Annotated in this window: 21 protein-coding genes; 7 read left to right on the top strand and 14 right to left on the bottom strand. The window is 73.3% G+C overall.

What is annotated here, in order from left to right; genetic code table 11:
* The first annotated feature begins 479 nt into the window (after positions 1 to 479).
* The 4 genes from JXZ78_RS14065 to JXZ78_RS14050 all read left to right on the top strand — a co-directional run bounded on the left by JXZ78_RS14065 (position 480) and on the right by JXZ78_RS14050 (position 4875).
* On the top strand, positions 480 to 1151 hold the full coding sequence (locus JXZ78_RS14065; protein WP_030019903.1) for a bifunctional DNA primase/polymerase: 672 nt from the start codon (positions 480 to 482) through the stop codon (positions 1149 to 1151).
* A 252-nt stretch (positions 1152 to 1403) separates the two neighbouring features.
* Positions 1404 to 2261 (top strand): ABC transporter ATP-binding protein, encoded by an 858-nt coding sequence (locus JXZ78_RS14060; RefSeq protein WP_030019904.1) that lies wholly within the window; start codon positions 1404 to 1406, stop codon positions 2259 to 2261.
* Complete coding sequence (locus JXZ78_RS14055; protein ID WP_030019905.1) at positions 2258 to 3922, top strand: hypothetical protein; 1665 nt, start codon at positions 2258 to 2260, stop codon at positions 3920 to 3922. Before JXZ78_RS14060 ends, JXZ78_RS14055 begins: the two co-directional genes overlap by 4 nt.
* Positions 3923 to 4128: 206 nt before the next feature.
* Positions 4129 to 4875 carry a hypothetical protein gene (locus tag JXZ78_RS14050; RefSeq protein WP_050502421.1) on the top strand — a complete coding sequence of 249 codons (747 nt, stop codon included), beginning with the start codon at positions 4129 to 4131 and terminating at the stop codon, positions 4873 to 4875.
* A 562-nt stretch (positions 4876 to 5437) separates the two neighbouring features.
* Here the strand turns inward: JXZ78_RS14050 and JXZ78_RS14045 are convergent.
* The 3 genes from JXZ78_RS14045 to JXZ78_RS14030 form a co-directional block, all read right to left on the bottom strand.
* Positions 5438 to 6418 carry an NAD-dependent epimerase/dehydratase family protein gene (locus JXZ78_RS14045; RefSeq protein WP_030019907.1) on the bottom strand — a complete coding sequence of 327 codons (981 nt, stop codon included), beginning with the start codon at positions 6416 to 6418 and terminating at the stop codon, positions 5438 to 5440.
* A gap of 166 nt (positions 6419 to 6584) precedes the next feature.
* Positions 6585 to 7457, bottom strand: coding sequence for an alpha/beta fold hydrolase (locus JXZ78_RS14040; protein ID WP_030019908.1), 873 nt, complete (start codon positions 7455 to 7457; stop codon positions 6585 to 6587).
* A gap of 1113 nt (positions 7458 to 8570) precedes the next feature.
* The gene (locus tag JXZ78_RS14030; protein ID WP_030019909.1) at positions 8571 to 9263 is read right to left on the bottom strand and encodes an iron-dependent transcriptional repressor DtxR; all 693 of its coding nucleotides are present in this window, start codon (positions 9261 to 9263) and stop codon (positions 8571 to 8573) included.
* Between the two features lie 372 nt (positions 9264 to 9635).
* Here JXZ78_RS14030 and JXZ78_RS14025 point away from each other — a divergent pair, with 372 nt between their 5' ends.
* Positions 9636 to 10394 (top strand): SIS domain-containing protein, encoded by a 759-nt coding sequence (locus JXZ78_RS14025; protein ID WP_030019910.1) that lies wholly within the window; start codon positions 9636 to 9638, stop codon positions 10392 to 10394.
* Between the two features lie 147 nt (positions 10395 to 10541).
* On the opposite strand, the gene JXZ78_RS14020 is transcribed toward JXZ78_RS14025, so the two are convergent.
* Positions 10542 to 11882 (bottom strand): PAS domain-containing protein, encoded by a 1341-nt coding sequence (locus JXZ78_RS14020; protein ID WP_078624221.1) that lies wholly within the window; start codon positions 11880 to 11882, stop codon positions 10542 to 10544.
* Positions 11883 to 12570: 688 nt separating this feature from the next.
* Positions 12571 to 13200: a pyridoxamine 5'-phosphate oxidase gene (gene pdxH, locus JXZ78_RS14015; protein WP_033037646.1), complete on the bottom strand. Its 630-nt coding sequence runs from the start codon at positions 13198 to 13200 to the stop codon at positions 12571 to 12573.
* 604 nt (positions 13201 to 13804) lie between these two features.
* Here pdxH and JXZ78_RS14010 point away from each other — a divergent pair.
* Positions 13805 to 14902, top strand: a complete 1098-nt coding sequence (locus JXZ78_RS14010; protein WP_030019913.1) for a citrate synthase 2 — start codon at positions 13805 to 13807, stop codon at positions 14900 to 14902.
* On the opposite strand, the gene JXZ78_RS14005 is transcribed toward JXZ78_RS14010, so the two are convergent.
* On the bottom strand, positions 14884 to 15306 hold the full coding sequence (locus JXZ78_RS14005; RefSeq protein WP_030019914.1) for a VOC family protein: 423 nt from the start codon (positions 15304 to 15306) through the stop codon (positions 14884 to 14886). The two genes, JXZ78_RS14010 and JXZ78_RS14005, sit on opposite strands and share 19 nt — an antisense overlap.
* A gap of 119 nt (positions 15307 to 15425) precedes the next feature.
* Between JXZ78_RS14005 and JXZ78_RS14000 the strand changes: the two genes are divergently transcribed.
* Positions 15426 to 16433, top strand: a complete 1008-nt coding sequence (locus tag JXZ78_RS14000) for a helix-turn-helix transcriptional regulator (RefSeq protein ID WP_238783093.1) — start codon at positions 15426 to 15428, stop codon at positions 16431 to 16433.
* Here JXZ78_RS14000 and JXZ78_RS13995 read toward each other — a convergent pair.
* From JXZ78_RS13995 to JXZ78_RS13960, 8 genes are all read right to left on the bottom strand, one after another.
* Positions 16418 to 17059, bottom strand: a complete 642-nt coding sequence (locus JXZ78_RS13995) for a TetR/AcrR family transcriptional regulator (protein WP_030019916.1) — start codon at positions 17057 to 17059, stop codon at positions 16418 to 16420. The two genes, JXZ78_RS14000 and JXZ78_RS13995, sit on opposite strands and share 16 nt — an antisense overlap.
* Entirely contained in the window at positions 17047 to 17865 is an 819-nt protein-coding gene (locus JXZ78_RS13990; protein ID WP_030019917.1) for an enoyl-CoA hydratase family protein, read from the bottom strand. Before JXZ78_RS13990 ends, JXZ78_RS13995 begins: the two co-directional genes overlap by 13 nt.
* Positions 17862 to 19454, bottom strand: coding sequence for a 4-coumarate--CoA ligase family protein (locus JXZ78_RS13985; protein ID WP_030019918.1), 1593 nt, complete (start codon positions 19452 to 19454; stop codon positions 17862 to 17864). The genes JXZ78_RS13990 and JXZ78_RS13985 overlap by 4 nt, the downstream gene beginning before the upstream one ends.
* A gap of 132 nt (positions 19455 to 19586) precedes the next feature.
* Positions 19587 to 20756, bottom strand: coding sequence for an acyl-CoA dehydrogenase family protein (locus JXZ78_RS13980; protein ID WP_030019919.1), 1170 nt, complete (start codon positions 20754 to 20756; stop codon positions 19587 to 19589).
* A 77-nt stretch (positions 20757 to 20833) separates the two neighbouring features.
* Entirely contained in the window at positions 20834 to 22732 is a 1899-nt protein-coding gene (locus JXZ78_RS13975; protein ID WP_030019920.1) for an acetyl/propionyl/methylcrotonyl-CoA carboxylase subunit alpha, read from the bottom strand.
* A gap of 7 nt (positions 22733 to 22739) precedes the next feature.
* Positions 22740 to 24338: an acyl-CoA carboxylase subunit beta gene (locus tag JXZ78_RS13970; protein ID WP_030019921.1), complete on the bottom strand. Its 1599-nt coding sequence runs from the start codon at positions 24336 to 24338 to the stop codon at positions 22740 to 22742.
* Positions 24335 to 26041, bottom strand: coding sequence for an acyclic terpene utilization AtuA family protein (locus JXZ78_RS13965; protein ID WP_030019922.1), 1707 nt, complete (start codon positions 26039 to 26041; stop codon positions 24335 to 24337). The genes JXZ78_RS13970 and JXZ78_RS13965 overlap by 4 nt, the downstream gene beginning before the upstream one ends.
* Positions 26038 to 26838, bottom strand: coding sequence for a TIGR03084 family metal-binding protein (locus JXZ78_RS13960; RefSeq protein WP_030019923.1), 801 nt, complete (start codon positions 26836 to 26838; stop codon positions 26038 to 26040). Before JXZ78_RS13960 ends, JXZ78_RS13965 begins: the two co-directional genes overlap by 4 nt.
* Positions 26839 to 26913: the final 75 nt, after the last annotated feature.

The raw sequence follows: 26913 nt of genomic DNA, 5'->3' as shown, positions 1-26913 counted from the left end.
GCGTCATGTCCGCCGAAGCCTTGACATTCCCGAGTAGTGGCGGTCGGACCGGCCGGCCGGCGGATCGCTCCGCCGGATCGCGGTGTTCCGGCAGCTCCTGCCGCTGTGCTCCCGGGCCCTGCCGTACGGGCTCGGCTCCTGCTGCGCCGGTCTTCGGTGGAACGGTGTGCCGGTCTTCGGTGGAAAACGGTGTGCCGGGGAATCGGCCGAACCGGGGTACGCCGTGCGGTACCCGCGTCCTGCTCGCGGTGCCGCCGCGCCGTACGGACCCGGCGTTCGCTCCGGGGCCGTGCCGGCTGTGCCGCGGCCTGCCGCCGGGCGGCCTCTCCGCCCGTCACGCAGGTGGCTACCCGTTCTCCCGGCGCTGCCCCGCACGCGCCCCCGACCATGCATCCATGCGCCCCACGTGCGGGAACGATGCGCCGGGGTGGTGCACGTGTCGGCCGTAACCCTTGGTGACGGGGAAAGTTGTCCACCACGTGGAAGACACCATCGGAGTCACAGGAGCCTCTCAGGTCCCCGCGCAGCGTGGCGAGCTGTTGATCGAAACTGCGGTGCGTTACGCGGAAGAACGGCATTGGGACGTCTTGCCCGGCGCATGGCTGGAGGACGAGGGCGAGGTGCCGCGCTGCTCGTGCGGCGCGGCCGACTGCGCCGCGCCCGGCGCGCACCCCGCCGTCCCGGGCTGGACCGGCCACGCCACGGGCAGCGCGACGGCCGCCCGCCGCCTGTGGAGCAGGAATCCGCGCGCCTCGATCCTGCTGCCGACGGGCCGCACGTTCGAGGCGCTCGACGTGCCCGAGACGGCCGGCTGCCTGGCCCTGGCCCGGATGGAGCGGATGGACCTGCCGCTCGGGCCGGTGACCCGCACCCCGGGCCGCCGGATGCTCTTCTTCGTCCTGCCCGGCGCCGCGGTCAAGGTGCCCGACCTGGTACGGCACCTGGGCTGGCCGCCCGCGTCGCTGGACCTGGTCGCGCGGGGCGAGGGCGACTACGTCGCCGCGCCCCCGACGCGCGTGGGGGCGCACGGTGCGGTGCAGTGGGTGCGCGAGCCCACCGCCGCCAACCGGTGGCTGCCGGACGCGGACGAACTGATCAGCCCTTTGGCGTACGCCTGCGGGCGGGAGGCCGCGGCGGCACGCGAACGGTGAGGACGGGGCGGCGGGGCCGTACGGGGCGCACCTGCCGCCCCCGCCGCTCCGTCGTCCCGCCCCCGTGCCCCGCGCGTGTGCGCCGGGCGCTCGCCGCGCCGCGCACGCCCCTTCACAGGTCCGTGCGCCCCGCCCTCCCTACTGCACCCGCAGCTGTCGGACCTGCCCGTCCCGTCACACACCCGCACGTATCGTGTGATGAACGGACGGGGGCAGGACCAGCCCCCGCGGGGACGTTGAAGGGCAGGCCCGGTGGCCAACGAACCGGAAAACATCGACCAGACGGCAAGAACGCTCACTCCACCGGACGGTCCGTCCGCCCGGGCAGACGGCACGGTTCCGCCCGCCGTGCGCATCCAGGGGCTGTGGAAGAAGTACGGCGAACAGATCGCCGTGGCGGGGATCGACCTCACGCTGCCGGCGGGCCGGTTCATCGGCCTGGTCGGCCCGAACGGCGCGGGGAAGACCACCACCCTCTCGATGGTGACCGGCCTGCTGCGCCCGGACGCCGGGCAGGTGGAGATCGGCGGCCACGACGTGTGGCACGACCCGGTCGCGGTGAAGTCCCGTATCGGCGTACTGCCCGAAGGGCTGCGCCTGTTCGAGCGGCTGTCCGGCCGCGAACTCCTGGCCTACATCGGGCGGCTGCGGGGGCTGCCCGGTGCGGAGGTCGACAAGCGCGCCGACCAGCTGCTTCAGGTCCTGGACCTGGCCGGCGCGCAGAACAAGCTCGTCGTCGACTACTCGACCGGTATGCGCAAGAAGATCGGGCTGGCGGCCGCGCTGCTGCACAACCCGGAGGTCCTCTTCCTGGACGAGCCGTTCGAGGGCGTCGACCCGGTGTCCGCGCAGACCATCCGCGGCGTACTGGAGCGCTACACCTCGTCCGGGGCCACCGTCGTCTTCTCCAGCCATGTCATGGAGCTGGTGGAGTCGCTGTGCGACTGGGTGGCGGTGATGGCCGGCGGGCGTATCCGGGCGGACGGCCCGACCGCCGAGGTGCGCGGCGACGCGCCGTCCCTTCAGGACGCCTTCCTCGAACTGGTCGGCGCCAACGGCCGCGCGGCCGGGCAGGACCTGGACTGGCTGGGCGGCGGGGCCGCCCGATGAGCGCCTCCGCCACCTCCACGGCGTCCGCCGGGGCGCCGTCCGGCGCTCCGCAGGCGGCCCCGGCGACGTCGCTGACGCCGGTCTTCGTACGCCTCAAGCTGTCCCTGTTGCGCAACGGGCTGCGCCAGTCGTCCGGACGGACGATCGCCTATGTGGCGTCGCTGGTCCTGTCCCTGCTGTTCGCGGCAGCCGTACTGCTCGGCCTGATCGCCCTGCGCGGCGTCGACCACGCGGGCTCGCTCGGCGTCCTGCTCGCCGCCGTACTGACGCTGGGCTGGGCGGCGATGCCGCTGTTCTTCCCCTCGGGCGACGAGACCCTCGACCCGACCCGGCTGGTCATGCTGCCGCTGCGGCCCCGGCCGCTGATCGTCTCGCTGCTGATCACGTCGCTGGTCGGCATCGGCCCGGTCTTCACCCTGGCGCTGGCCGTCGGCTCGGCGATCATGCTGGCGCACACCGCGGGCGCCGCGGTCGTCGGCGTCCTCGCCGTCGTCCTGGTCGTCCTGGTGTGCGTGGCGCTGGCGCGAGCCGTGGCCACCGCCAACGTACGGCTGCTGACCAGCCGCCGGGGCCGTGATCTCGCCGTACTGAGCGGCCTGTTCGTCGCCATCGGAGCGCAAGGCGTGAACATCGGCGCGCAGAAACTGTTCGGTTCGGGTGCGGGGCTGTCCGCCCTGGAGCCCATCTCCGACATTCTGCGCTGGGTGCCGCCCGCCTCGGCCGTGGACGCGGTCCGCGCGGCGAGCGAAGGCTCGTACGGGCGTGCCGTCCTGGGCCTGGCGCTGGCCGCCGTGGCGCTCGGCCTGCTGCTGTGGTGGTGGCAGCGCACCCTGACCACGCTGATGACCTCGCCCGACTCCTCGACCCTCCAGGCCGTCGAGAAGGACAGCGCGCGCAAGCAGCGCTCCTCCGGCGGCGGCCTGCAACGGCTGCTGCCCGAGAGCCGTACGGGCACCGTCATCCTGCGGATGATGCGCTACGCGTGGCGCGACCCGAAGTCCAAGATGTCGTGGGCGATGGCGTTCGCCGTGGGCCTGCTCGTCCCGGTCATCTCCGCCCTCCAGGGTGGCGGCAGCATCTACACGGCGTTCTCGGCGCCGGCCCTGCTGGGCATGCAGATGTACAACCAGTTCGGGCAGGACACCTCGGCGTTCTGGATGGTCGCCTCGACGATCTCCTCGCCCCGCGACGCCTATCTGGAACTGCGCGCCCGCGGGCTGGGACTGGCCCTGGTCGGCGTGCCGTTCGTGACGCTGGTCGTGATCGGCTCGGCCGCCTTCCTCGGGCCGTGGTCCGCCTTCTTCGACGTCTACGGACTGGCCCTGGCCCTGCTCGGCTGCCTGGTGGCGACGGGCGCGATGGCCTCGGCGCTGTTCCCGTACTCGATCCCCGCCGAGAGCAACAAGAACATCGCCGCCGGACAGGGCGCCATCGCCTGGTTCAGCCTGTTCGGCGGCATGCTGGTGAGCGGCGTCCTGGCCGCACCGATGGCCGGGCTGCTGATCTGGCTGCACGTGGCCGACCTGCACGGCCTGCTGTGGCTGCTGCTGCCGGTGGGAGCGGCGTACGGGGTCGGCATCGCGGTTCTGGGCATGCGGGTGGCGGCACCGCTGGTGGCGCGCCGGCTGCCGGAGATCCTGAGCGCGGTCAGCAAGGGGTGACGGTCGCGGCGGGGGCTACGGGCCCCCGCCGCGAACGGAGTTATCCACAGGCTCCCCCACGGCACTCGCCGGGCCGGTACCTTCGTGGAACGCGGCGACGAGATGATCGCCGCGACGACACACGCGTCGGCACGGACATCGCCACGGCCGTCGGCGCAGCCGTCAACGCAGCCACCGGCGCAGCCGGTGAACGGGGGTGGGGAAGCATGTGGCTGACCGGCGGAACGACCGCGACCACGACAGCAGCCCTCCACACAGCCCTGTCCTCCCCCTCCGCAGCCACCGCCACCGATCCTTCCCCTCTCCGTTTTCTCTTCCTCGCCGCAGGGCCGCTCCTGCTCGTCGCGGCGGCCGGCCTCTTGCTCCGGCGCCGCTCCCGACTGCGCGACTTCGCGCAGCCGTTGGCGATACCCCGGGCGGTCTTCGCCGCCGCGCGCCGCGCCGACGAGGCCGATCTGCGGGAGCGTGCCGCTGAGGAGGCCGTCCGCCTGGCCGGACACGCGCAGAACGCCGGAGCTGCCCCGGCGGCCGCGGGGCGAGCCCGCGAGGCCTGGGCCACGGCCGAAACCCTCTTGCAGCGAGCGCGCGGAGTCCCCGACCTGGCCGGCGTGTTCGCCCTCCTCCACGAGGGCTGCGCCGCCCTCGACCGGTCGAAGGCGCCGCTCCCCCTGTGCTTCTTCCACCCGCTGCACGGCCCCGCGGCCCGGCGCATACCCTGGCGCCGGTCCGAGGACGGCGAGCGCTTCCAGGTCAGCGCCTGCGCGACCTGCATACGGGCCCTCCGGGCTCACCGGAAGCCGGACACCCTCACCGACCAGCAGGACGGCCGCCCCGTCCCGTACTTCGACGTCCCACCCGGCCACAGCCTGTGGTCAGCCACCGGCTACGGCTCCCTGCTGACCGGCACCTCGCTGGCCACCCACGTCCAACGCGAACTCGACCCCTCACGATGACTCGTCCCCGGCTCAGACACCGCTGGGCCGCACTGCCGGTGTGGGCACGGTGGGTCGCCGCCACGTACGCGACCGCTTTCACCCAAGGGGCCTGCGCCGCGCAGGCGCCTGGCTGGTGTGCGGCGTGATGGTCGCCGATGGCACCGCGCGATCGGCGGAACGGGAGGGGGCGACGTAACGGGAGCGGACGGCCCGGTTCGGTACCGGCTGAGCCGGGCCGTGTGCTGGGGGTTCTGTGTTGTGCTGTTGGTGGGGGCGGCCGTGGGAGCCGCGTGGCTGGGGCCCGGGGGCGACGGCAGACGCCGGGCGGCCGGCCGGAGAGATGCACTGACGGATCGAGCCGGGTGCCTACCTGACATCTGGGTCCACAGATCGCGGTGGTGGCGCCGGAGGGGGCTCCATCGTGCTGGACGTGAGCAGCGACTGCTCCGAGGGCGAGGGGCACGCCCACCGGGATGACGAACGGGCGAGGGTCACCATGCCGGTGCGGGTACCCCCTGAGGGCTGGTGAAATCGAAGAACCGCCGGCTGACCGGTGCATGAGAGGCGAGCGAGCGTTCGTTCAGGCTGGGGTGGGTGGGGGCGGGGCCGGAGACAGGGCAGCGAGGGCGGCCTGTTCCTCTTCGGGGGTGTAGCCGAGGGGGAGCGGGGGCGCGCCCCGGGCGCGGTCCCAGGCCAGGACGTCGGCCGCCGTCACCTCCAGCGGTGTCGCGGGCAAGCCTGCCTGCCGGGCGCGCGCCGCGCTGCGCTGCTGGGTCGTCCAACTCGCGCGAACCAGCGGGAACATCATCGGCGCGCCTTCGGGAGGTACCGGCACGACGTCGACACGCGTGCCCGCCGCTCGCGCGCAGGTCTGGATCAGTTGACCGAGTGTCGTCGGCTCGGCCGGGCCCACCGCGTGGAAGACGCCGGGGCGGTCGTCGGTGCACAACTGCACCACCAGGCGCGCCAGGTCGCGCGAATCGACGACCTGCACCGGCTGCGCGGGGTCGCCCGGCAGCGCCACCCGGCCGCCTCGCGCGGCGCGGCGTACCCAGTACGTGAAGGTGTTCATCGAGTCGTGCGGTCCGGCCACCGTGCCCGGCCGTACGATCGTCGACCGCGTGCCGTACCGGGCGATCACATCGTCCTCGCAGGCCACTTTGAGCGGGCCGTACGTGGCTTCGCTCAGCTCTTCGGTGTCGCGGACGGGCGGGCGGCGCGGGGTGTCCTCGTCGCTGCCCGGGGCCACGCCCGTACGTTCGTACACCGCGTGGCTGGAGATGAACAGGTACCGGCCGACGCGGTCGCCCAGGGTGTCCATCGCCTGTCCGACGTGCCGCGGTACGTAGCCGCTGACGTCGACGACCGTGTCCCAACCGCCGCCGCGCAGCGCGCTGTAGTCGCCGGTGTCGCGGTCGCCGATGAGCCGGGGCAGTCCGGGGAACAGCTCCGGGTTGGTGCGGCCCCGGCCGAAGAGGGTCACCTCGGCACCGGTGCGCAGGGCGTCCTCGACGATCGCGCGGCCCACGAAGGACGTTCCACCAAGAACGAGAAGGCGCATGGTCGCCGAGACTACCCAGGCAGGGGCAGGCTCGGCACGGGTTACGGGGCGGGAGTGACGGCAGGGGAGGAAGTGGGTGAGGGAGGGGGAGTGGAGGTGGGTGCGGAGGCGGGTGTGGATGTGATGCGGGTGCGGGTGCGGGAGTGGGGCGGGTGGCGGTGGGGGGTCAGGCCGGGAGGACGGATTCCAGGAAAGGGCCCAGGACGCCGCGCCACTCCTCGGGGGCTTCCCAGGGGAGCCAGTGCCCGGCGTCCGGTATCTCGGCGTAGACGCCGTGCGGGAGGACGCGGACCATCTCCTGGGCCTCGGCGCGGCCCAGTTCGCCGTCCAGACCGCGGACCACGAGCGTGGGACACCGCACCAGCGCCAGGTCCTCCCAATGGGCGTCGTGGACCCAGGTCTCGCGTGCGGTGAGCATCTGGTGGCGGGAGAAGACCGGGCGCCAGCCGTCCGCGCGCTCGGCCATGATCTCGGCGAAGAACTCGCCGCGGGCCGGCTTGGACCGCTCCAGGGTGGGGTCGTCCTCGCCGAACCACTTGCGTACGTCCGCGAGGGTGGCGAACGGGACCGGCCAGGAGCGGAACCAGTCCGCCCACTCCTGCTGCGAGGCCGCGCCCAGGGCGGAGGCCCGCATGTCGCAGACGACCAGCGCGCGGACGAGGTCGGGCCGGCGGGCGGCCACCTGCCAGGCCGTCAGGGCGCCCATGGAGTGGCCGATCAGGACGGCGGGGGCCAGGCCGAGCTGCTCGATGGCGGCGATGGCGTCGGCGATGTAGGTCTCGCGGTCGTACGGACCGTCCTGGGGCTTCTCGCTGCGGCCGTGACCGCGCTGGTCCAGGCCGACGGGGCGGCAGCGGGAGCCGAGCCAGCGGGCGGTCTCGGCCCAGTGCGACGCCCGGCCCATGAGGCCGTGCAGGAGCAGCACACCGGGGCCGCGCTGCCCCTCCTCGCCGCCCCGGCCGGCCTTCGGCGGGTCGGTGAACTCCCAGGCGGCGAGCCGGACACCGCCGGTCCCCGTCACGTCGATACGCCGCACCATGGGCCCTGGCACCCCCATTCGGTCCTTGAGCAGCCCCACACTATCGAACCCCTATTCGAATAAGCTGTTTCTGCGCCCAATAACCCTCGTTCGGGTGACCACACCCAAGGATTGCCGGTCCTCGCCGAGGGGAGACACGTAGCGGGAGGCGGGCCCCACCGGGAAGGGGGCCCACGGGGAAAGACCCTGAGAGCTCGGGGCTCCGGGTCTTGGCGGGGGGACGTGGGGAGGCGGGGCCCCGGCTGCTCGCAGCGCCGGGGCCCTGGTCGTGCACCGGGCCACGGCCGCCGCGGCGTCGCCGGACGGGCCGCCGGTCACCACCGGACCGCCTCCGGGCCGGCTCACGGCGCCCGGAAGCGCCCATTCCGCACCCGCGACTTCCCGAAGTCGCCCCGCTCATCGATCTTTTCGCGCACTCGGCGACCGAACACTCCGGCGCCCGGCAATCCGGGATCCGGCACTCCGAGACCCGGCACCCCGAGACCCGGCACCCCGACGCCCGGCACTCCCGGACGAGACACTTCAAGGCCGGGCACCCCGAGACCGGGCGCCCCGAGGCCGGGCACCCCAAAACCGGGCGCTTCGAGACCGGGCGCTTCGAGACCGGGCGCCCCGAGACCGGGCGCCCCGAGACCGGGCGCTTCGAGACTGGGCGTCCCAAAACCGGGCGCCCCGTGACCAAGCGCTGCGGGACCGAACGCTTCGGGGTCCACCGCTCCGAGGCCGGGGACGACTGCCCCCGCAACCGGGCCGGGGGTCGCGGCGGACTGCTCCTCACCCGAGCCCCCTCCCCGACCCGGGCCCGCGGCGGCAGGTGCGGTCGTGCCGTCCGTCGTTCGGCCGCCTCGTTCCGGGTCTCCGGCGCCACACGTCATGAGCCCGCTGTCGTGTCCTGAGCCCGCTGTCGTCGCGTGCGCGCACGCCTGCCGGGGCCCGTACGGCATCGCCGCGCGGCCCTCGGCAAGCCCCCGCGCTCACGCTCAGCGTCAGCGTGACACGCCACCGGCCGCTCCGCTCGCGTTCCGCCAACTCCGTCCGGTCGTACAGCGGTTGAGCGCCCCTACGGAGCGGACGTCGGGCCAGGTCAGGCAGGCGGAGCGGGGCGGACGGAGGTCAGCGCTTGGCGACGAAGACGTGCGCGGCGATCTCGGACTCCAGCTCCGCCGCCTCGCCGCTGCTGCCGACCAGGACGCCCGTGGAGGACTCGGTCACGCTGACCACCGCGCCCGGCTGCACACCGGCCCGCCGCAGCGTGTACATGAGCTGGGCGTCCGCCTGGATGGGCTCGCCGATCCGGCGCACCACGACCGTCTTGCCGTCCGTGCCGGCCTCCAGGTCCATCAGGCTCACCAGCCCGGCGTCCAGGAACGGGTCGGCCTCGGCCTTCTCGCCCAGCTCCTCCAGGCCCGGGATCGGGTTGCCGTACGGCGACTCCGTCGGATGCCGCAGCAGTTCCACGACGCGGCGCTCGACCGCCTCGCTCATCACGTGCTCCCAGCGGCACGCCTCGGCGTGCACCTGCTCCCACTCCAGCCCGATGACGTCGACGAGCAGACACTCGGCGAGCCGGTGCTTGCGCATGACGCGGGTCGCCAGCCGGCGGCCCTCCTCGGTCAGCTCCAGATGGCGGTCGCCCGCGACCGTGAGCAGGCCGTCCCGCTCCATGCGCGCCACGGTCTGGCTGACCGTCGGACCGCTCTGTTCGAGCCGCTCGGCGATCCGGGCGCGCATCGGGACCACACCTTCCTCTTCCAGCTCAAGGATGGTGCGGAGATACATCTCCGTGGTGTCGATCAGTCCGGACATGCGTGCCCCTTGATGTGTCGTGCGGTGGCCCTGAACTCAATTCTGACGCATCCCACTGACAACGGATCCGCGTCCGCTCCGGCCGGACCCTCCCGAGACCCCGGTACGGCGGCGCCCGTCCTGCGGCGGGACGGCAACCGGGCGACGCCCGGGCGGCCGGAAGGTGTCCGTCCGGTCGCGAGCGGTGGCGCACACCGTATTGACAGGGCACTGGTCCAGACCGCAACGTGATCCGCGCCACGGCCGTCCCGCCAGGGGCAGGCACGCGGCACCCCGGCCGGCTCGTACTGCCGGATGCGTCAGAACGTAGGACAAACGTACGAGGACCAACGTACAAGACCGATGAGTACCGACGAGAGGGGCCCCGCGGCGATGGGCGAGAGCAACCGGTTGGCCGGGCAGTACTTCGACGCCGCGATCGACCTGCTGCGCCGGGTGCGCGACGAGGAGGACGAGCGGATCGGCGCCGCCGGGACGCTGATCGCCGACACCGTCGAGGCCGGCGGCCGGATCTTCGTCTTCGGCGCCGGGCACTCCTCCCTGCCCGCGCAGGACACCGTCTACCGGGCCGGCGGCCTCGCCCTCATGAACCTGCTGACCGTCCCGGGCGTCGTCGGCGTCGACGTACGGCCCGCGACGCTCGGCAGCGCGCTGGAGCGGGTGGACGGGCTGGCCGGGGCGGTCCTGGACACCAGCCCCCTGGAGGCCGGCGACGTACTGATCGTCATCTCGCTCTCCGGGCGCAACTCGCTGCCGGTCGAGATGGCCGTGAACGCGCGGGCGCTGGGCCTCAAGGTCATCGGGCTGACCTCGGTGGCGTACGCGGAGGAGACCAGGTCGCGGCACGTCTCCGGCACCTACCTGCGGGACCACTGCGACATCGTCCTGGACAGCAAGATCCGGGTGGGCGACGCGGAGTTGACGCTGCCGGGCATCGAGGCGCCGTTCGCCCCGGCCTCGACGGTCGTCACCAGCGCGGTCATGCAGGCCGTCGTCGCGACGGCCGCGGGTGTACTGGCCGACCGCGGCATCGACCCGCCGCTGCTGCGCTCCGGGAACGTGGACGGCGGCCACGACTGGAACGGCCGGGTGATGCGGGAGTACGCGGACCGGATCTACTACCGGCAGTAGGGGGCGGGCTGCGGAGGCGGGGACGGGGCACGGGCGCGGCGGTCGCCACCGGCCCCCACCAGTCCCTCAGGCCCCGCCAGGCCCCCCCGAGGCCGCCAGGCCCCCCAAGACCGCCAGCCCCCAGTCCCGCCGGCCCCTCCGCCCGCGTCAGCGCCCGGCCACCCCGCCCGCCAGATCCAGCGCCGCGGCGATCCGGGAGGCGACGTCCTCCGCGTACGCCGCGTCCGCGCGGTCGAAGGGGCGCCGTGAGGGCCCGCGCAGGAACGTCACCACGCCCAGCGTCCGCCCCCGGCTGCGCAGCACCACGCACAGGCCGTTCACGGTGCCGTCCGGCCACTTGCGGGCCGCGGCCCAGCCCTCCGCGACCGCCGGGCCCGCGCCGGCCCGTACCGAGCCGCACCGTTCCAGCGCCTGCGCGGCCGGGTGGCCCGCCCCGTAGGCCACCGGGATGCCGGTCGGCGGGACCGCCTCGGAGGGGCCGGGCGCGCCGGCGGGTGAGGCGATGGCCCGTACGAGGGCGGTCGCGCTGTCCGGAGGGGCGCCGAGCCCGCTCCCCTCCCCGGCTCCGCCGTCCTCGCCGGTCCCGCCCCGCACCACGTCGACCAGCCCGTGATCGGCGAACCCCGCCAGGGCGAAGTCCAGGTGGACCGCCGCCGCCTCCGCCGCGTCCTCGCACTCGCCCGCGGCCCGGCCCGCCCGGTGCAGCTGCTGGGCGCGGAAGCGCAGCAGGGCGCTCTCCTGTTCCGTGCGCTTGGCGTCGGTGACGTCCTGGAAGAGCCAGCCCACGCCGAGCGGTACGGGCTCCTCCGCCAGGGGCGAGGCCAGCCGTACGAAGCCGCTGCGCCAGCACCGGCGGGTCGCTTCGGCCTCGTCGGACCGGAGGGTCACCCACAGTTCGGCGGCGGCAGGCGGGGTGCCTTCGGCGAGGACGTGCGTCAGGGCGCTCTCCAGCTCCTCCACGCCCTGGGTCAGCAGATCGCCCAGCGGGCGCCCGAGCACGGCCGTACGGCCCATGCCCAGGGCGCGTGCGGCGTGCGCGTTGACGACCGCGGGCCGCAGGTCGGCGTCGACCAGCACCACGGCCCAGGAGGCGTCCACGAAGAGCGCCTCGCTCAGCGCGATGGAGCGTTCCAGGTCGATCTGGGTGTGCACCTCGCTGAACGCGCAGTACACGCCGGCCGCCCGGCCGTCGGGCCCGAGCACCGCGGAGGACTGGGTGCGGACCAGGACGCGGCGCCCGTCCTTGGTCAGCAGCGCGAACTCGTGGACCTGGCGCCCGGGCGAGCGGGACGCCGCCAGCAGGCGGGCCTCCACCTCGTCGGCGTCCTCCTTGCGGACCGCCCAGCCGGCCAGTCCCGGGCGGCCGACCGCCTCGTCCGCCGTCCAGCCGAGGATGCGTTCCGCCTCGCGGTTCCAGTGCGTGACCGAGCCGTCCGCGCCGAAGGCGCACAGCGCGGCGTCCATCCCGTCGAGCAGGGCGGCGAGCAGGCCGGAGTCGTCACTGTCCGGCTGCGGGTCCTGGTCCGCGTCGGAGCACCCGTCCGCGCACCCGCCGTCCGGCGGCGGGCCGCCCCGGTCCGCTCCCCCGCCCGGCCCGCCGGGCGGTACGGGCTCGAAGCCGCGCGACGAGGACGACGACGAAGACGATGACGACGATGAGGACGAGGAGGAGGACGACGAAGACGAAGCAGCCACTGGCACCCCCTACGAACGCGGCCGTACGTGCTGCACGCCGGATCATTCAACTGGAACGTGACGCGGACCACACCCCATTCGGGGAAATCCCTCAAATCCCTGCCGCCGAAATTCGGTTGTGCGGCCGCCGGACCGGTTCCTAGGGTGTGAGGCACACGAGAAGGGAGGTGGTTCGGCAGATGATTTCGCACCGGACGCGTGAGGTGACTGCGGGCTAGCGGCCCGTCGTCGCACTCAGTGTGCAGCGCCGGACCAGCACAGGAACCAGCTGTGCAGCCGGCCAATTCCCAGCAGTCACCCGACCCGCGGGCTGCCGGTTCGTCCGACCGGCCCCTTCGCGCCCCAGGCGCGGGGGAAGCAGCCCGCGGGTCGTCTGCGTCTCCGGGCACGGACGCGCGGGCCCGTTCCCGCCGCTCCTCAGGGCGCGGGCACGGACGCGCCCCCGTACCCGCCGCTCCTCAGGCGCGAGCCGTACGGCTCCTCAGGGCGCGAGCCGTACGACGGACCAGCCCTCCCCCGCGCCCTCCCGCTCGTACCGCAGCCGGTCGTGCAGGCGGTTCTCCCGGCCCTGCCAGAACTCGACGGTCTCCGCGGCGACCCGTACGCCGCCCCAGTGCGGCGGCGCCGGTACCTGCTCGCCTTCGGGGTAGCGGGCCGCCAGGTCGTCGTAGGCGCGTCCCAGTTCGGCGCGGGAGGCGACCGGTGTGGACTGGTCGCTGGCCCAGGCGCCGAGCTGGGAGCCGTGCGGGCGGGTACGGAAGTACGCGGCGGTCTCGTCGCGGCCGATCCGGGCGGCCGTCCCGGTCACGATGACCTGCCGGGCCAGCGGGTGCCAGGGGAAGAGCAGCGCGACGTACGGGTTCTCCGCCAGGTCGCGGCCCTTGCGGCTGCCGTAGTTGGTGAAGAAGACAAAGCCGCGCTCGTCGAACCGCTTGAGCAGCACGGTCCTTGAGCTGGGGCGGCCCGCGGCGTCGGCGGTCGAGACGACCATCGCGTTCGGCTCGTGCAGTCCGCTGGTGGCCGCCTCCTTGAACCAGCGCGCGAACTGGTCGTAGGGGCTGGGGGCGAGTTCTGTCTCGGTGAGTCCCTCGGCGCGGTACTGCGCCCGCATGGCGGAGGGATCGAGCGGGTCCGGGGTGGGCGTGTCGGCGGAGTGCACGGCCACATCTTGCAGCATGCGGGCCTGTTGGGGCAGCCGGGTGGCAGGGAAGTCTGCCCTTGGCCGCCGTGCCGTAACCCTTCCTTCAGCGAATCGTCCGGTGTGCCGGATCTCACCCTTCCCGGTACGTACCGGACCGGCCAAAATCGTGCCGCGCACCACTGTGGCGCACGGGCGGCGCGGGATATCGTGTCCGCCCTGAAGTGATCGAAGTGACGTGCTCCGGGCGGGAAGCCACGGGTGCCGGTCGGGTGACCAACGCCCGCGCGGGGCATGACGGGAGTGACCGGTACGGACCGCGAGCCGCAGGGACGGCCGCGTAACCGGACCGGCGCCCGGACCCGTCGTCCGACGCCCGGAGCGGCCCGCGGAACCGGTGATCCCACCGGCGCCGTCCGCCGGCCGGCCACCGCGGCGGACTTCCGGACGGCGTCCACCGCACCGCCGGCCCGACCCGCCCGAAACGCCCGACCCGACCAGCCTGACCTGACAGTTCTCGCCCGCACGGCATCTTGGTCATGAGCCGCATGTCGTCCACATCTTGAGGAGCCGCCTGATGTCCGACTTCGTACCCGGACTCGAAGGAGTCGTCGCGTTCGAGACGGAGATCGCCGAACCGGACAAGGAAGGCGGCGCGCTGCGCTACCGGGGCGTCGACATCGAGGACCTGGTCGGCAAGGTCTCCTTCGGGAACGTGTGGGGACTGCTGGTCGACGGGTCGTTCAACCCGGGACTGCCCCCGGCCGAGCCGTTCCCGATCCCGGTCCACTCGGGTGACATCCGGGTGGACGTCCAGTCCGCGCTGGCCATGCTCGCGCCCGTCTGGGGCCTGAAACCGCTGCTGGACACGGACGTGGAGACCGCCCGCGACGAGCTGGCGCGGGCCGCGGTCATGGCGCTGTCGTACGTCGCGCAGTCGGCGCGCGGGCAGGGCCTGCCGATGGTGCCGCAGAAGGAGATCGACAAGGCCGGCACGATCGTCGAGCGCTTCATGAAGCGCTGGCGCGGCGAGCCGGACCCCAAGCACGTCGCGGCGGTCGACGCGTACTGGACGTCGGCGGCCGAGCACGGCATGAACGCGTCCACCTTCACGGCCCGCGTCATCGCCTCGACCGGCGCCGACGTGGCGGCCGCGCTGTCCGGCGCGGTCGGCGCGATGTCCGGGCCGCTGCACGGCGGCGCGCCGTCCCGGGTCCTCGGCATGATCGAGGAGATCGAGCGGACCGGGGACGCGACGGCGTACGTGAAGCAGGCGCTGGACCGCGGCGAGCGGCTGATGGGCTTCGGCCACCGGGTGTACCGGGCCGAGGACCCGCGCGCCCGAGTGCTGCGGCGCACCGCCCGTGAGCTGGGCGCGCCGCGCTTCGAGGTGGCGGAGGCGCTGGAGAAGGCCGCCCTGGAGGAGCTGCACAACCGGCGTCCGGACCGGGTCCTGGCGACGAACGTGGAGTTCTGGGCCGCGATCGTGCTGGACTTCGCGGAGGTCCCGGCGCACATGTTCACGTCGATGTTCACGTGCGCCCGCACGGCGGGCTGGAGCGCGCACATCCTGGAGCAGAAGCGCACGGGCCGCCTGGTCCGGCCGTCGGCCAAGTACGTGGGCCCCGGGCCGCGCGGGCCGGAGGCCGTGGAGGGCTACACGCTGCCCGCCTGAGGGGCCGGGCGCTCCTGGCGCCGTACGGCGTCCTCGGTGACCGGGGTGAAGAGGTTGACCAGGTTGCCGTCGGGGTCCCGGAGGAGCAGGGAGCGGTTGCCCCACGGCATGGTCGTCGGCTCCTGGACGAACGTGCAGCCGTGGGCCGCCAGTCGCCGGTGTTCCGCGTCGACGTCGCCGACGCGGAACTCGGTGATCACCGAGTGGTTGGCGGCGGCCCGCGCGGTGCCCTCGCCGAACAGGGCCACCGTGCGGCTGCCGGCGATCGCCAGCGTGCCCGACTCCGTACGGAGTTCGGCGAACTCGGGGGCCGACCAGGCCGCCGGGGTGCCGGTGACGCGCTCGTAGAAGGCGACGAGGCGGGCGACGTCGTCGGTGATCACGCGGAGGGAGACGAAGTTCATGGTGCGGCTTCCTGGCTGGGCGGGAGAGGGGCCCGGATCGACGGGTGTCGCCGGGCATCGCCCACGCTAGGAGCAATACCGGACAGGTTCCGCCCGGTATAGGCGCCAGACTTTCGGGTGTGACCACTTCGACCACCGCCCGGGTGCTCGCCCTGCTGGAGATCCTTCAGGGCGGCGGCACCCGTACCGTCCCCGACCTCGCCGCCCGCCTCGGCGTCGACGAGCGCACCGTCCGCCGCTACGTCGCCCATCTGCTGAATCTCGACATCCCCGTCGACGCGGTGCGCGGCCGCTACGGCGGCTACCGGCTCGCCCCCGGCTACCGCATGCCCCCGCTGATGCTCACCGACGAGGAGGCCCTGGCCGTCCTGCTCGGCCTGCTCTCGGGGCGGCGCGGCGGGCCGGGGGCCGTCCCGGGGGCCTCCGCGGCGGCCGGCGAGAGCGCCGCGGCGAAGGTGCGGCGGGTGCTGCCCGTGGCGCTGCGACAGCGGCTGGAGGCGCTGCTGGAGACGGCGGACTTCACCGACCGGCCCCGTCCCGCCACCCCTCCGCAGGCGGCGGTGCTGCTCGAACTCGCCGAGGCCGTACGCGGGCGGCGGCCGGTGGCGTTCGCGTACACCGACCGCAAGGGCGGCGACAGCGCCCGTACGGTCCTGCCGTACGGGCTCGTGGCGCACTCCGGGCGGTGGTACCTGACCGGGGCCGGCCGGGACGGCGGGGAGATGCGGATCTTCCGGCTGGACCGGATCGCCTGGGTCCGCCCGCTGTCCGGTTCGTTCGATGTCCCGGACGGTTTCGACCCGGCGGCGACCGTTCTCGACCATCTCGCCCGCACGCCCTGGACCCATGACGTGTCGGTGCGCGTCCGCGCCGGCGTCGAGCACCTTCGCGACCGGCTCCCGGCCGGGATCGCCGCACTGTCCGAGGACGGAACCGGTTGGGTGCGCGTCCGTGTCCGGGCCGAGCGGCTGGACTGGCTCCCGCCCGTACTGGCCGCGCTGGACCGCCCGTTCGTCATCGAGCGCCCCGATGAGCTGCGGGATCTCGTACGCGCGCTGGCCCGCCGCCTCACCGCGTACGCCGATGCCGACCCCGCCCCCGACGGGCAGCCCTACGACGGCGGCTGACCGCCCCCGTTCAACACCGTGTCCAGAATGCGCGCCCACTGCGTCACCACACGGTCCCGGCGCGCCTTGTCGTCCGTGAGGAGCGTGGCCAGACCGAGCCCCCGGGACATGTCGAGAAGTCCCTGCACGGTCTCACGGACGCCGGAGACCGACTCGTCCGCGCCCAGGAGCCCGACCGCCGTACGGTGCGCCTCCCGGCCGACGCGGGCCTCCAGGGCGGTGACCCGGTCCCGTAGCGGCTCCTCGTCGGAGGCGGCCACCCACAGGTGCAGGGCGGCGCGGAAGAGAGGGCCCGTGTAGAGATTGACGATCTCCTCGACGACGATGCGTGTACGGGCGGCGGACCCGGCGGGCGGCAGGTCGTGCGCGACGGCCTTGAGCGCGCCCTGGCGCTTCTCCGCGACGTGTTCGACGGCCGCCGTGAACAGGTCTTCCCGCGTACGGAAGTGATGCTGGGCGGCCCCCCGCGAGACGCCCGCCCGTTCCGCGACGACGGAGACCGTGCTGCCGCTCCAGCCCCGTTCGGCGAGGCAGGAGACGGCCGCCTCCAGAAGCGCGCGGCGGGTGGCGCGGCTGCGTTCCTGCTGCGGTTCCTTGGGGTCGCGCGCGCGGGTCACCGTGCCCATGACGGTTCCCTGCGCTGGAGGAAGGCGGTCATGCCCTCCCGGGCCTCGTCGGAGGCGAAGAGACGGGCCGAGGTGTCCGCGAGGGCCGCGGTGTCACGGTCGAAGACGCGCAGCACCTCGGCCGTGACCAGGGCTTTGGACTCCGCCAGGCCCTGCGGGGAGCCCTTGCGCAACCCGGCCAGGACCGGTTCCAGCGCGGCCTCCGGATCGTCGGCGGCCAGCGTCACCAGGCCGGTACGGGCCGCCTCGGCGGCGTCGAACCGCTCGCCGGTGAGGTAGTAGCGGGCGGCGGCCCGCGGGTCCATACGGGGCAGCAGCGGCATGGAGATGACGGCCGGTGCGAGGCCGAGGCGGGCCTCGGTGAAGGCGAAGGTGGCGCCGGGGCCCGCCACGGACAGGTCGCAGGCGCCCAGAAGGCCGAGGCCGCCGGCCCGTACGTGGCCGGTGACCTTGGCGACGACGGGCTTGGGGAGTTCGATGACGGTACGCAGGAGACGGACGAGGCCGAGGGGCCCGGAGGCGGTCGCGTCGGTGCCGGTGGCCGCCTCCTCCGTCGCCTCCGAGAGGTCGGCGCCCGCGCAGAACGTCGTCCCGGTGTGCGTGAGCAGCACGGCCCGGATGTCGTCACTGGCCGCCGCGGCCGCCAGCGCCGCGTGGAGTTCGGCCACCAGGCGCCGGGAGAGCGCGTTGCGGTTGTGCGGGGAGTCGAGGGTGAGGGTGGTGACGCCCCGCTCGTGGGTGCGCCGTACCAGCGGTGCGGCAACGGGCGGGGCGTCCGGTGAGGCGTCCGGTGTGGCGTCGGTCATGAGGCCGTGGAACTCCTTTCCCTGGCGCGCAGTTCGCGCCGCAGGATCTTGCCGGTGGCGGCGCGGGGCACGGTGTCCGTGAACTCCACCCGCCGTACTTTCTTGTACGGGGCGACCTGCCCGGCAACGTACGTGATGACGTCGTCCTCGGTGAGCCGGGCCCCCGGCTCACCGTGCCGCCGTACGACGTACGCCTTGGGGATCTCGTTGCCGTCCGCGTCGGTGACGCCGATCACCGCGGCGTCCGCGATGCCCTCGTGGGCGAGCAGCACCGCTTCGAGGTCGGCCGGGGCGACCTGGTAGCCCTTGTACTTGATCAGCTCTTTGACGCGGTCGACGACGTACAGCCAGCCGTCCGCGTCCACCTGCCCGATGTCGCCGGTGTGCAGCCAGCCGTCCGCGTCGATCAGCGCGTCGGTCTCCGCCGGACGCCCGAGGTAGCCCTTCATGACCTGCGGGCCACGGATGAGGATCTCGCCGCTCTCACCGGTGCCGAGATCCTTGTCGGCGTCCAGGCAGCGGATGCGCATCTCGGTGCCCGGCAGCAGCTTGCCGACCGTGCCGGGCGGCACGTCCACGGCACCGAGCGGCACGACATGAGTACCGGGCGACAGCTCGGTCATCCCGTACGCCTGCATGACGGGCGGGATACCCAGGCGGCGGGCGCAGGCCTCGGCCAGCCGGGCGTCCAGCGGGGCGGCCGCGCTGACGACGTAGTCGAGCGAGGACAGGTCGTACTGGACGACGGACGGGTGCTTGGCCAGGGCCAGGACGATGGGCGGAGCCACGTACACCGCGTTGACCCGGTACTTCTCGATCGTGCGCAGGAAGTGTTCGAGGTCGAAGCGGGGCAGCACGACGACGGTGGAGCCGTTGCGCAGCGGGGCGTTCATCAGGGACGTCAAACCGTAGATGTGAAAGAACGGCAACACCGCCAGCACACGCTCACCCGGGCCGCTGCTGACCAGCCGGTCGAGCTGGGCGAGGTTGGTGGCGATGGAGCGGTGGGTGAGCATGACGCCTTTGGGCGTTCCGGTGGTGCCGGAGGAGTACGGCAGGACGGCCACGTCGCGCGCCGGGTCGATGGGCACGGCGGGTTCGGGGGCGGTGGAGGCGAGCATGTCGCGTACGGAGCGGTGCCCCACGGCGCCGTCGCAGACGAACACCTCGGTGATGCCGCCCGCCTGTTCGGCGGCGCTGCGGGCCGTCTCCAGCAGCGGGGACACGGTGACGATCCAGTTGGCGCCGGAGTCGCGCAGCTGCTGGGCGAACTCGCCGGAGGTGGCCAGGGGGTGGACGGTGGTGACGGCCGCGCCGCAGCGTGAGGCGGCGTAGAAGACGGCCGGGTAGGCGATCGTGTTGGGGCTGTGCAGGGCGAGCACGTCACCGGCGCGTACTCCGGCGTCGGCCAGGGCGGCGGCGATCCGTCGCGTGGCGCCGTCGAGTTCGGCGTAGCTGACCGTGGTGCCGTCCTGGCCGTCGATCAGGGCGGGCAGCGCGGCGTGCTCGGCGGCCGACCGCCCCAGTACGGCTTCGTGGATCGGCAGGTCCACGGGCGCGACATCGGCGTACTCACTGTGAAAGACCATGGCCATCCCCTCAGCAGCGGCGCGCGTCCGGGCCGGTACGGGTCGCGGGCGGGCGCCTGTCCGTGTGCGTGCAGCATCGCGGTTGCCGGTGCGGTTGTCAGTACGGCGACCGCGATGCCGCGCCCGGCCCGGTCAGTAGGACTTCGGCAGTCCGAGGCTCTGGTGGGAGACGTAATTGAGGATCATCTCCCGGCTGACCGGCGCGATCCGCGCCACCCGGGCCGCGGTGATCAGTGTGGCGAGGCCGTACTCGTGGGTGAGGCCGTTGCCGCCGAGGGTGTGCACGGCCTGGTCCACGGCCCGCACGGCCGCCTCCGCCGCCGCGTACTTGGCCATGTTGGCGGCCTCGCCCGCGCCGATGTCGTCGCCCGCGTCGTACAGGTGGGCGGCCTTCTGCATCATCAGCCTGGCCAGTTCCAGTTCGATGTGGACCTGGGCGAGGGGGTGGGCGACGGCCTGGTGGGCACCGATGGGCTCCTTCCAGACCTGCCGGGTACGGGCGTAGTCCACGGCCCGCTCGACCGCGTACCGGCCCATGCCGAGCGCGAACGCGGCGGTCATGATGCGCTCCGGGTTGAGCCCGGCGAAGAGCTGGAGCAGCCCGGCGTCCTCGTCGCCCACCAGGGCGTCCGCAGGCAGCCGTACGTCGTCCAGCGTCAGCTCGAACTGCTTCTCCGGAGCAGCCAGTTCCATCGCGATCCGGCTGCGCCCGAACCCGGGGGCGTCGCGCGGGACGATGAACAGGCACGCCTTGAGCTTGCCGGTACGGGCGTCCTCGGTGCGGCCGACGATCAGGGTGGCGTCGGCGATGTCCACCCCCGATATGAAGACCTTGCGCCCGTTGAGGACCCACTCCCCGGTGTCCGGGTCCCGGCGGGCGGTGGTGGTGATGCGGTGCGAGTTGGAGCCGGCGTCCGGTTCGGTGATGCCGAAGGCCATCTTGCGGGAGCCGTCGGCGAGGCCGGGCAGCCAGGCCCGCTGCTGTTCCTCGGTGCCGAAGCGGGCGATGACCGTGCCGCAGATGGCGGGTGAGACGACGAGCATGAGCAGCGGGCAGCCGGCCGCGCCCAGCTCCTCCAGCACGATGGAGAGTTCGGCGATGCCGCCGCCCCCGCCGCCGTACTCCTCGGGCAGGTTCACGCCCAGGTAGCCGAGCTTCGCGGCCTCGGTCCACAGCTCGTCGGTGTGCTTGCCCTCGGCGACGACGCGCGCGAAGTACTCACGTCCGTAGCGCCTGCCGAGCGCGGCGACGGACGCGCGGAGGGCGCGGTGTTCCTCGGTCTCGATCACGGGGTTGCTCACGGGGACTCCTTCGGAGGGGGAGGAGGACGTCACGCGGGGACTTCGGCGCCCGGATCTCAGATCGCGGACCGCGGCTCTCACTCGGTGACGACGGCCAGCGGCGTGCCGACCTCGACCTGCTGGCCGGCCTTGACGTGCAGGGCGGTCAGCGTGCCGGAGACGGGCGCGGTGATCTTGTGTTCCATCTTCATCGCCTCCAGCCAGAGCAGCGGCGCCCCGGCTTCGACGCGGTCGCCCTCGGCCAGGCCGTCGGCCACCCGGACGACCGTGCCGGGCATCGGGGCGAGCAGCGACCCCGGTTCCGTACGGGCGGTGGGGTCGGGGAAGCGGGGCCGGGCGGTGAGGGCGCGGGAGCCCGCGGCGGAGTCCACGAAGACCTGGTCGCCGTAACGGCCGACCGTGAACTCGCGACGCACGCCGCCCACTTCCAGCACGACCCGCCCGGGCGCAGCCGACAGCAGCCGTACGCCAGGGAAGTCCTCGGCGTGCAGCCCGTCACGCTCCACCGCATAGCGGATTTCGTGCTCGCTGCCGCCGCAGGCGTACGTCCTGGTCTGCGGCTGCGACGGTACGTTGCGGAAGCCGCCGAAGCGGGACCGGCCGTGCGCGTCGGCGAGGGCGGCGGCCAGCGCGCACAGGCCGGTGACCGTGGCGTCCGGGGCCTCCGTCAGCCCGCCCAGGTTGCGGTCGTAGAACCCGGTGTCCAGGCCGGTCGCGGTGGCGAACTCGGGGTGCCGCAGGGACCGTACGAGCAGGTCGCGGTTGGTGACCGGGCCGTGCACACGGGCCCGTTCCAGCGCGCCCGCCAGCTTCCGTACGGCCTCGGCGCGGCTCGGCGCCCAGGCGATGACCTTGGCGAGCATCGGATCGTAATGGACGCCGATGACGCAGCCGTCGGCCACGCCCGAGTCGAGCCGCACGCCGCCGGGCACGGACAAGTGGTGCAGCGTGCCGGTCTGCGGCTGCCAGTCCGCCGCCGGGTCCTCGGCGTACAGCCGGGCCTCGACGGCGTGCCCGCGCGGCGCGGGCGGCGCCTCCGGCAGCGCCTCCCCCTCGGCCACCCGTACTTGCAGGGCGACCAGATCGACGCCGTACACGGCCTCGGTGACCGGATGCTCCACCTGGAGGCGGGTGTTCATCTCCAGAAAGTGAGCGTGGCCAGTACCGGAAACGAGGAATTCGACCGTGCCCGCGCCCCGGTAGCCGATGGTCCTGGCGGCATCGGCGGCCGCCGCGTGCAGGGTGGCGCGCAGCTCGTCGGAGAGGCCGGGAGCGGGGGCCTCCTCGACGACTTTCTGATGCCGACGCTGAAGAGAACAGTCCCGCGTACCGAGCGTCCAGACGACCCCGTAGGCATCCGCAAGGACCTGCACCTCGACGTGCCGCCCGCCGACGACGTACGGCTCGGCGAACACCTCACCGTCCCCGAACGCCGACGCGGCCTCGGCCCGCGCCGCCGCCATCGCTCCCGGCAGCTCGGCCAGTTCCCGTACGACCCGCATACCGCGCCCACCGCCACCAGCCGCCGCCTTGACCAGCAACGGCAAGTCGGCAGCGGTCGCCCGCTCCGGATCGACGGGAGCGAGCAGCGGCACCCCGGCCGCCGCCATCAGTTCCTTGGCGCGCGTCTTCGAGGCCATGGCCTCGATGGCGGCGGGCGGCGGACCGACCCAGACCAGGCCCGCGTCGGCGACGTCCGCGGCGAACCCGGCGCTCTCGGAGAGGAAGCCGTAACCGGGATGGACGGCGTCGGCACCGGCGGCGAGCGCGGCCTTCACGATCAGGTCGCCGCGCAGGTACGTGTCGGCCGGGGCGCTGCCCGGGAGGCGTACGGCGGTGTCGGCCTCGCGGACGTGCGGCGCGTCGGCGTCCGCGTCGGAGTAGACGGCCACCGTCGCGATGCCCAGCTCCCGGCAGGTGCGGAAGATGCGGCGGGCGATCTCGCCACGGTTGGCGACGAGGAGGGAAGAGATCACTGGTTCCTCACATCCGGAAGACGCCGAAGCCGCCGCGCGCGCCCTCGACAGGGGCGGTGTGCAGGGCGGACAGGCACAGGCCGAGGACGGTGCGGGTGTCGCGCGGGTCGATGACGCCGTCGTCGTACAGCCGCCCGGACAGGAACATCGGCAGCGACTCGGACTCGATCTGCTGCTCCACCATGGCGCGCAGCCCGGCGTCCGCCTCGTCGTCGTACGGCTGCCCCTTGGCGGCGGCGGAAGCACGCGCCACGATCGACAGCACCCCGGCCAGCTGCTGCGGCCCCATCACGGCGGACTTGGCGCTGGGCCAGGCGAACAGGAAGCGCGGGTCGTAGGCGCGGCCGCACATGCCGTAGTGCCCGGCGCCGTAGCTCGCCCCCATGAGCACGGACAGATGCGGCACCCGCGAGTTGCTGACCGCGTTGATCATCATCGCGCCGTGCTTGATGATGCCGCCCTGCTCGTACTCCTTGCCGACCATGTAGCCGGTGGTGTTGTGCAGGAAGACCAGCGGGATGTCACGCTGGTTGGCGAGCTGGATGAACTGCGCGGCCTTCTGCGACTCTTCGCTGAACAGCACGCCCTGCGCGTTGGCGAGGACGCCGACCGGGTAGCCGTGCAGCTCGGCCCAGCCGGTGACCAGGCTCGGCCCGTACAGCGGCTTGAACTCGTCGAAGTCCGACCCGTCCACCACACGGGCGACGACCTCGCGGGGATCGAAGGGCGCCTTGAGGTCACCGGGCACGATGCCCAGCAGTTCCTCCTCGTCGTACTTGGGCGGCTCGACGACCCCCGGATCGGCATGCGCCTTCCGCCAGTTCAACCGGGCGACGACGCGACGCGCCTGGCGCAGCGCGTCCGGCTCGTCCACGGCGAAGTAGTCCGCGAGCCCGGAGGTACGGGCGTGCATCTCGGCGCCGCCCAGCGACTCGTCGTCGCTCTCCTCACCGGTGGCCATCTTGACCAGCGGCGGCCCGCCGAGGAAGACCTTCGCCCGCTCCTTGACCATGATCACGTGGTCGGACATGCCCGGGATGTACGCGCCGCCCGCCGTCGAATTGCCGAACACCACGGCCACGGTCGGGACACCGGCCGCGGACAACCGGGTGATGTCCTTGAACAGCGCACCCCCCGGAATGAAGATCTCCTTCTGACTGGGCAGATCCGCACCCCCGGACTCCACCAGCGACACGACGGGCAGCCGGTTGGCGAACGCGATCTCGTTGGCGCGCAGCGCCTTCTTCAGCGTCCAGGGGTTGCTGGCCCCGCCCCGTACGGTCGGATCGTTGGCCGTGACCAGGCACTCCACCCCCTCGATCACCCCGATGCCGGTGACCAGCGACGCGCCCACCGGATAGTCGCTGCCCCAGGCGGCCAGCGGCGACAGCTCCAGAAACGGCGTGTCCGGGTCGAGCAGCAGCTCGATACGCTCACGGGCGAGCAGCTTGCCGCGCTTGCGATGCCGCTCGACGTACTTCGCGCCACCCCCGCCGATGGCCTTGGCATGCTCGGCCTCGACTCCCCTCAGTTTGTCGAGCATCGCCTCCCGGTTCGCCACGTACTCCGGCCCTGACGGGTCCAGCCGGCTGCCGAGCACGGTCACCACAACACCTCCGGTATGTCCAGGTGGCGGGCGCGCAGCCACTCCCCCACGGCCTTGGCCTGCGGGTCGAAGCGGGCCTGCGCGGCGACGCCCGCGCCGAGCAGGCCGTCGATCACGAAATTGAGCGAGAGCAAGTTGGCCAACACGTGACGCGTGACCGGCAAGCCGGCCGTCTCCGGCAGCAGTTCCCGGAGCCGCTCAACGGTCAGCTCATGCACCAGCCAACGCCACGCCGCGTCCGTACGGACCCACACCCCGACGTTCGCCGAACCGCCCTTGTCCCCACTGCGAGCACCGGCCACCAGACCGAGCGGCGCCCGGCGCGTCCGGCCGCCGTGGACGAGGGGCTCGGGCAGAGCGGGGCCGGGCAGCGGCACCAGCCCACACGTCTGCGCAGGCGGCGGCACCTCGACACGACCACCATCAGGCAGCACGGCGACATGCGGCACACCAGCCGCGTCCACGTACTCCGCCTCGAACACACCGTACGGCTCCCCCTTGCCCGGCGGCGCCGTCACATGGAACCCAGGAATGCTGCCGAGCGCCAGCTCGATCGCCGCCCCGCTGACCACCCGCCCCACGGCGCCCTGATCGGCGTCCCGCACCACCAGCCGCAGCAGCGCGCTCGCCTCCTCCTGAACGGCGGCATCCACATGATCGGTCCGGGCCAACGTCCACTCCACGGAAGCCGGACGGTGCCCAGCAGCTGCGAAAGCCGCTTCCATCTGCCCCTTGACCAAGGCGGCCTTGGCCTCGATGGCCAAGCCCGTCAGCACGAACGTGACCGCGTTGCGCCACCCACCGAGCCGGGTCAGCCCCACCTTCACCGTCGGCGGCGGCGCCTCACCCCGCACCCCGTCGATCCGCACCCGGTCCGGCCCGACCTCCGTCAGACACACCGTGTCCAGTCGCGCCGTCACATCCGGCCCCGCGTAGCGCGCGCCGGCCGTCTCATAGAGCAACTGCGCAGTAACGGTGCCGACGGTCACCGCCCCGCCCGTACCGGCATGCTTGGTGATCACCGAGGACCCGTCGGCGGCGATCTCGGCGACCGGAAAGCCGGGCCGGCGAAGGTCGTGGGCGGCGAAGAACGCGTAGTTGCCGCCGGTGGCCTGGGTACCGCACTCCAGCACATGCCCCGCCACGACCGCGCCGGCCAACCGGTCGTGATCAGTGGGCGCCCAGCCGAAATGCGCCGCTGCCACCCCGCTGACCAGCGCGGCATCCGTGACCCGGCCGGTCACGACCACATCGGCACCGGCCCGCAGACACGCGGCGATGCCCTCGCCGCCCAGATAGGCATGGGCCGTGACCACACCCGCACGCCCGGCGTACCGGGCCATGAGATCGTCACCCTCCACATGAGCCACCCGGACCGTCACACCCAGCCGGTCCGCCAACTCCCGGACACCATCGGCCAGCCCGGCAGGATTGAGCCCTCCGGCATTGGTGACGATCCGCACCCCACGCTCGACAGCCAGCCCCAGGCTCTCCTCCAACTGCCGCAGGAACGTCCTCGCATAGCCGCGCGCGGGGTCCTTGAGCCGGTCGCGGCCCAGGATCAGCATGGTCAGCTCAGCGAGGTAGTCGCCGGTCAGCACATCCAACGGCCCGCCGGTGAGCATCTCCCGTACGGCGTCGAAGCGATCCCCGTAGAAGCCGGAGGCATTGCCGACCCGCAACACCTCCCCACCGGCGTTCACCGCCCACTCCCCCTGCCGCCCGGCTCCCGCCCCTTACCCGGCGGACCGGCGAACGCCTGGGCGATACCCAGCCAGCGGTCGGCATCCGCCCCGTCCGCCCGTACGTCCACATCGTCACGGTGGGCGCGCTGAGTCACCAGCAAACAGAACCCGAGCGCGTCCCCACTCACCCGCTGAGCCGCGTCCTCCGGCCCGTACGCCCAGACACCACCCCCGGGCGCACGCAACTCGACCCGGAACTCCTCCTCCGGAGCGGTCAGCCCATGCGCCGCGTACGCGAAGTTCCGCGCCCGCACTCCGATGCGGGCCACGTGCCGCAGCCGCGCCGTGGGTTCACGCGTCACCCCGAGTGCGTCGGCGACGTCCTGGCCGTGCGCCCAGGTCTCCATCAGCCGCCCGGTGGCCACCGAAGCGACGCTCATGGGCGGCCCGTACCAGGGAAGTTTCTCCCCCGGGGGCCGCGCGGCAAGCACCTCTCGCAACTCACCCCGCCCCGCCCGCCAACGGGCCAGCAGGCGATCGGGCGGCGCCTGCGCTTCCTCCGCCGCCCCCTCGTCGACAAAGGTCGCGGGAGCGGCCAGGGCCCGCTGAACGGCGTCCTGAAAGGCCGCAGGATCCGTCGCGGACAACAGCGCCTGCCGATCGGTCCAGGCCAGATGCCCGATCTGGTGGGCGACGGTCCACCCCTCGGCCGGGGTCGGCACCGCCCACCGCTCCGGCGCGAGCCCGCCGACCAACGCGTCGAGCGCGTCCCCTTCGTCCCTCAGATCGGCCAGTACGGCCTCGGCGTCGGACACGCGGCACTCCCCTCGTCGGCCATCTGCCGTGCGGGCAGGGCACGTTGACTCATGCGGTACGCGTTGCGGGTCCGA

The organism is Streptomyces monomycini (genome assembly GCF_022271435.1).
GTDB lineage: Bacteria > Actinomycetota > Actinomycetes > Streptomycetales > Streptomycetaceae > Streptomyces > Streptomyces monomycini.
This window is presented reverse-complemented; position numbering and strand designations above follow the sequence as displayed.

What these genes read in the sequence shown, in the direction of transcription:
- JXZ78_RS14030 (WP_030019909.1), bottom strand. Translation starts at nt 9,263, where the DNA reads ATGTCCGGACTGATCGACACCACGGAGATGTATCTCCGCACCATCCTT.
- JXZ78_RS14055 (WP_030019905.1), top strand. Translation starts at nt 2,258, where the DNA reads ATGAGCGCCTCCGCCACCTCCACGGCGTCCGCCGGGGCGCCGTCCGGC.
- JXZ78_RS13990 (WP_030019917.1), bottom strand. Translation starts at nt 17,865, where the DNA reads ATGACCGACGCCACACCGGACGCCTCACCGGACGCCCCGCCCGTTGCC.
- JXZ78_RS14040 (WP_030019908.1), bottom strand. Translation starts at nt 7,457, where the DNA reads ATGGTGCGGCGTATCGACGTGACGGGGACCGGCGGTGTCCGGCTCGCC.
- JXZ78_RS14050 (WP_050502421.1), top strand. Translation starts at nt 4,129, where the DNA reads ATGTGGCTGACCGGCGGAACGACCGCGACCACGACAGCAGCCCTCCAC.
- pdxH (WP_033037646.1), bottom strand. Translation starts at nt 13,200, where the DNA reads ATGCGGGCGCAGTACCGCGCCGAGGGACTCACCGAGACAGAACTCGCC.
- JXZ78_RS13985 (WP_030019918.1), bottom strand. Translation starts at nt 19,454, where the DNA reads ATGGTCTTTCACAGTGAGTACGCCGATGTCGCGCCCGTGGACCTGCCG.
- JXZ78_RS14025 (WP_030019910.1), top strand. Translation starts at nt 9,636, where the DNA reads ATGGGCGAGAGCAACCGGTTGGCCGGGCAGTACTTCGACGCCGCGATC.
- JXZ78_RS13995 (WP_030019916.1), bottom strand. Translation starts at nt 17,059, where the DNA reads ATGGGCACGGTGACCCGCGCGCGCGACCCCAAGGAACCGCAGCAGGAA.
- JXZ78_RS14005 (WP_030019914.1), bottom strand. Translation starts at nt 15,306, where the DNA reads ATGAACTTCGTCTCCCTCCGCGTGATCACCGACGACGTCGCCCGCCTC.
- JXZ78_RS14045 (WP_030019907.1), bottom strand. Translation starts at nt 6,418, where the DNA reads ATGCGCCTTCTCGTTCTTGGTGGAACGTCCTTCGTGGGCCGCGCGATC.
- JXZ78_RS14010 (WP_030019913.1), top strand. Translation starts at nt 13,805, where the DNA reads ATGTCCGACTTCGTACCCGGACTCGAAGGAGTCGTCGCGTTCGAGACG.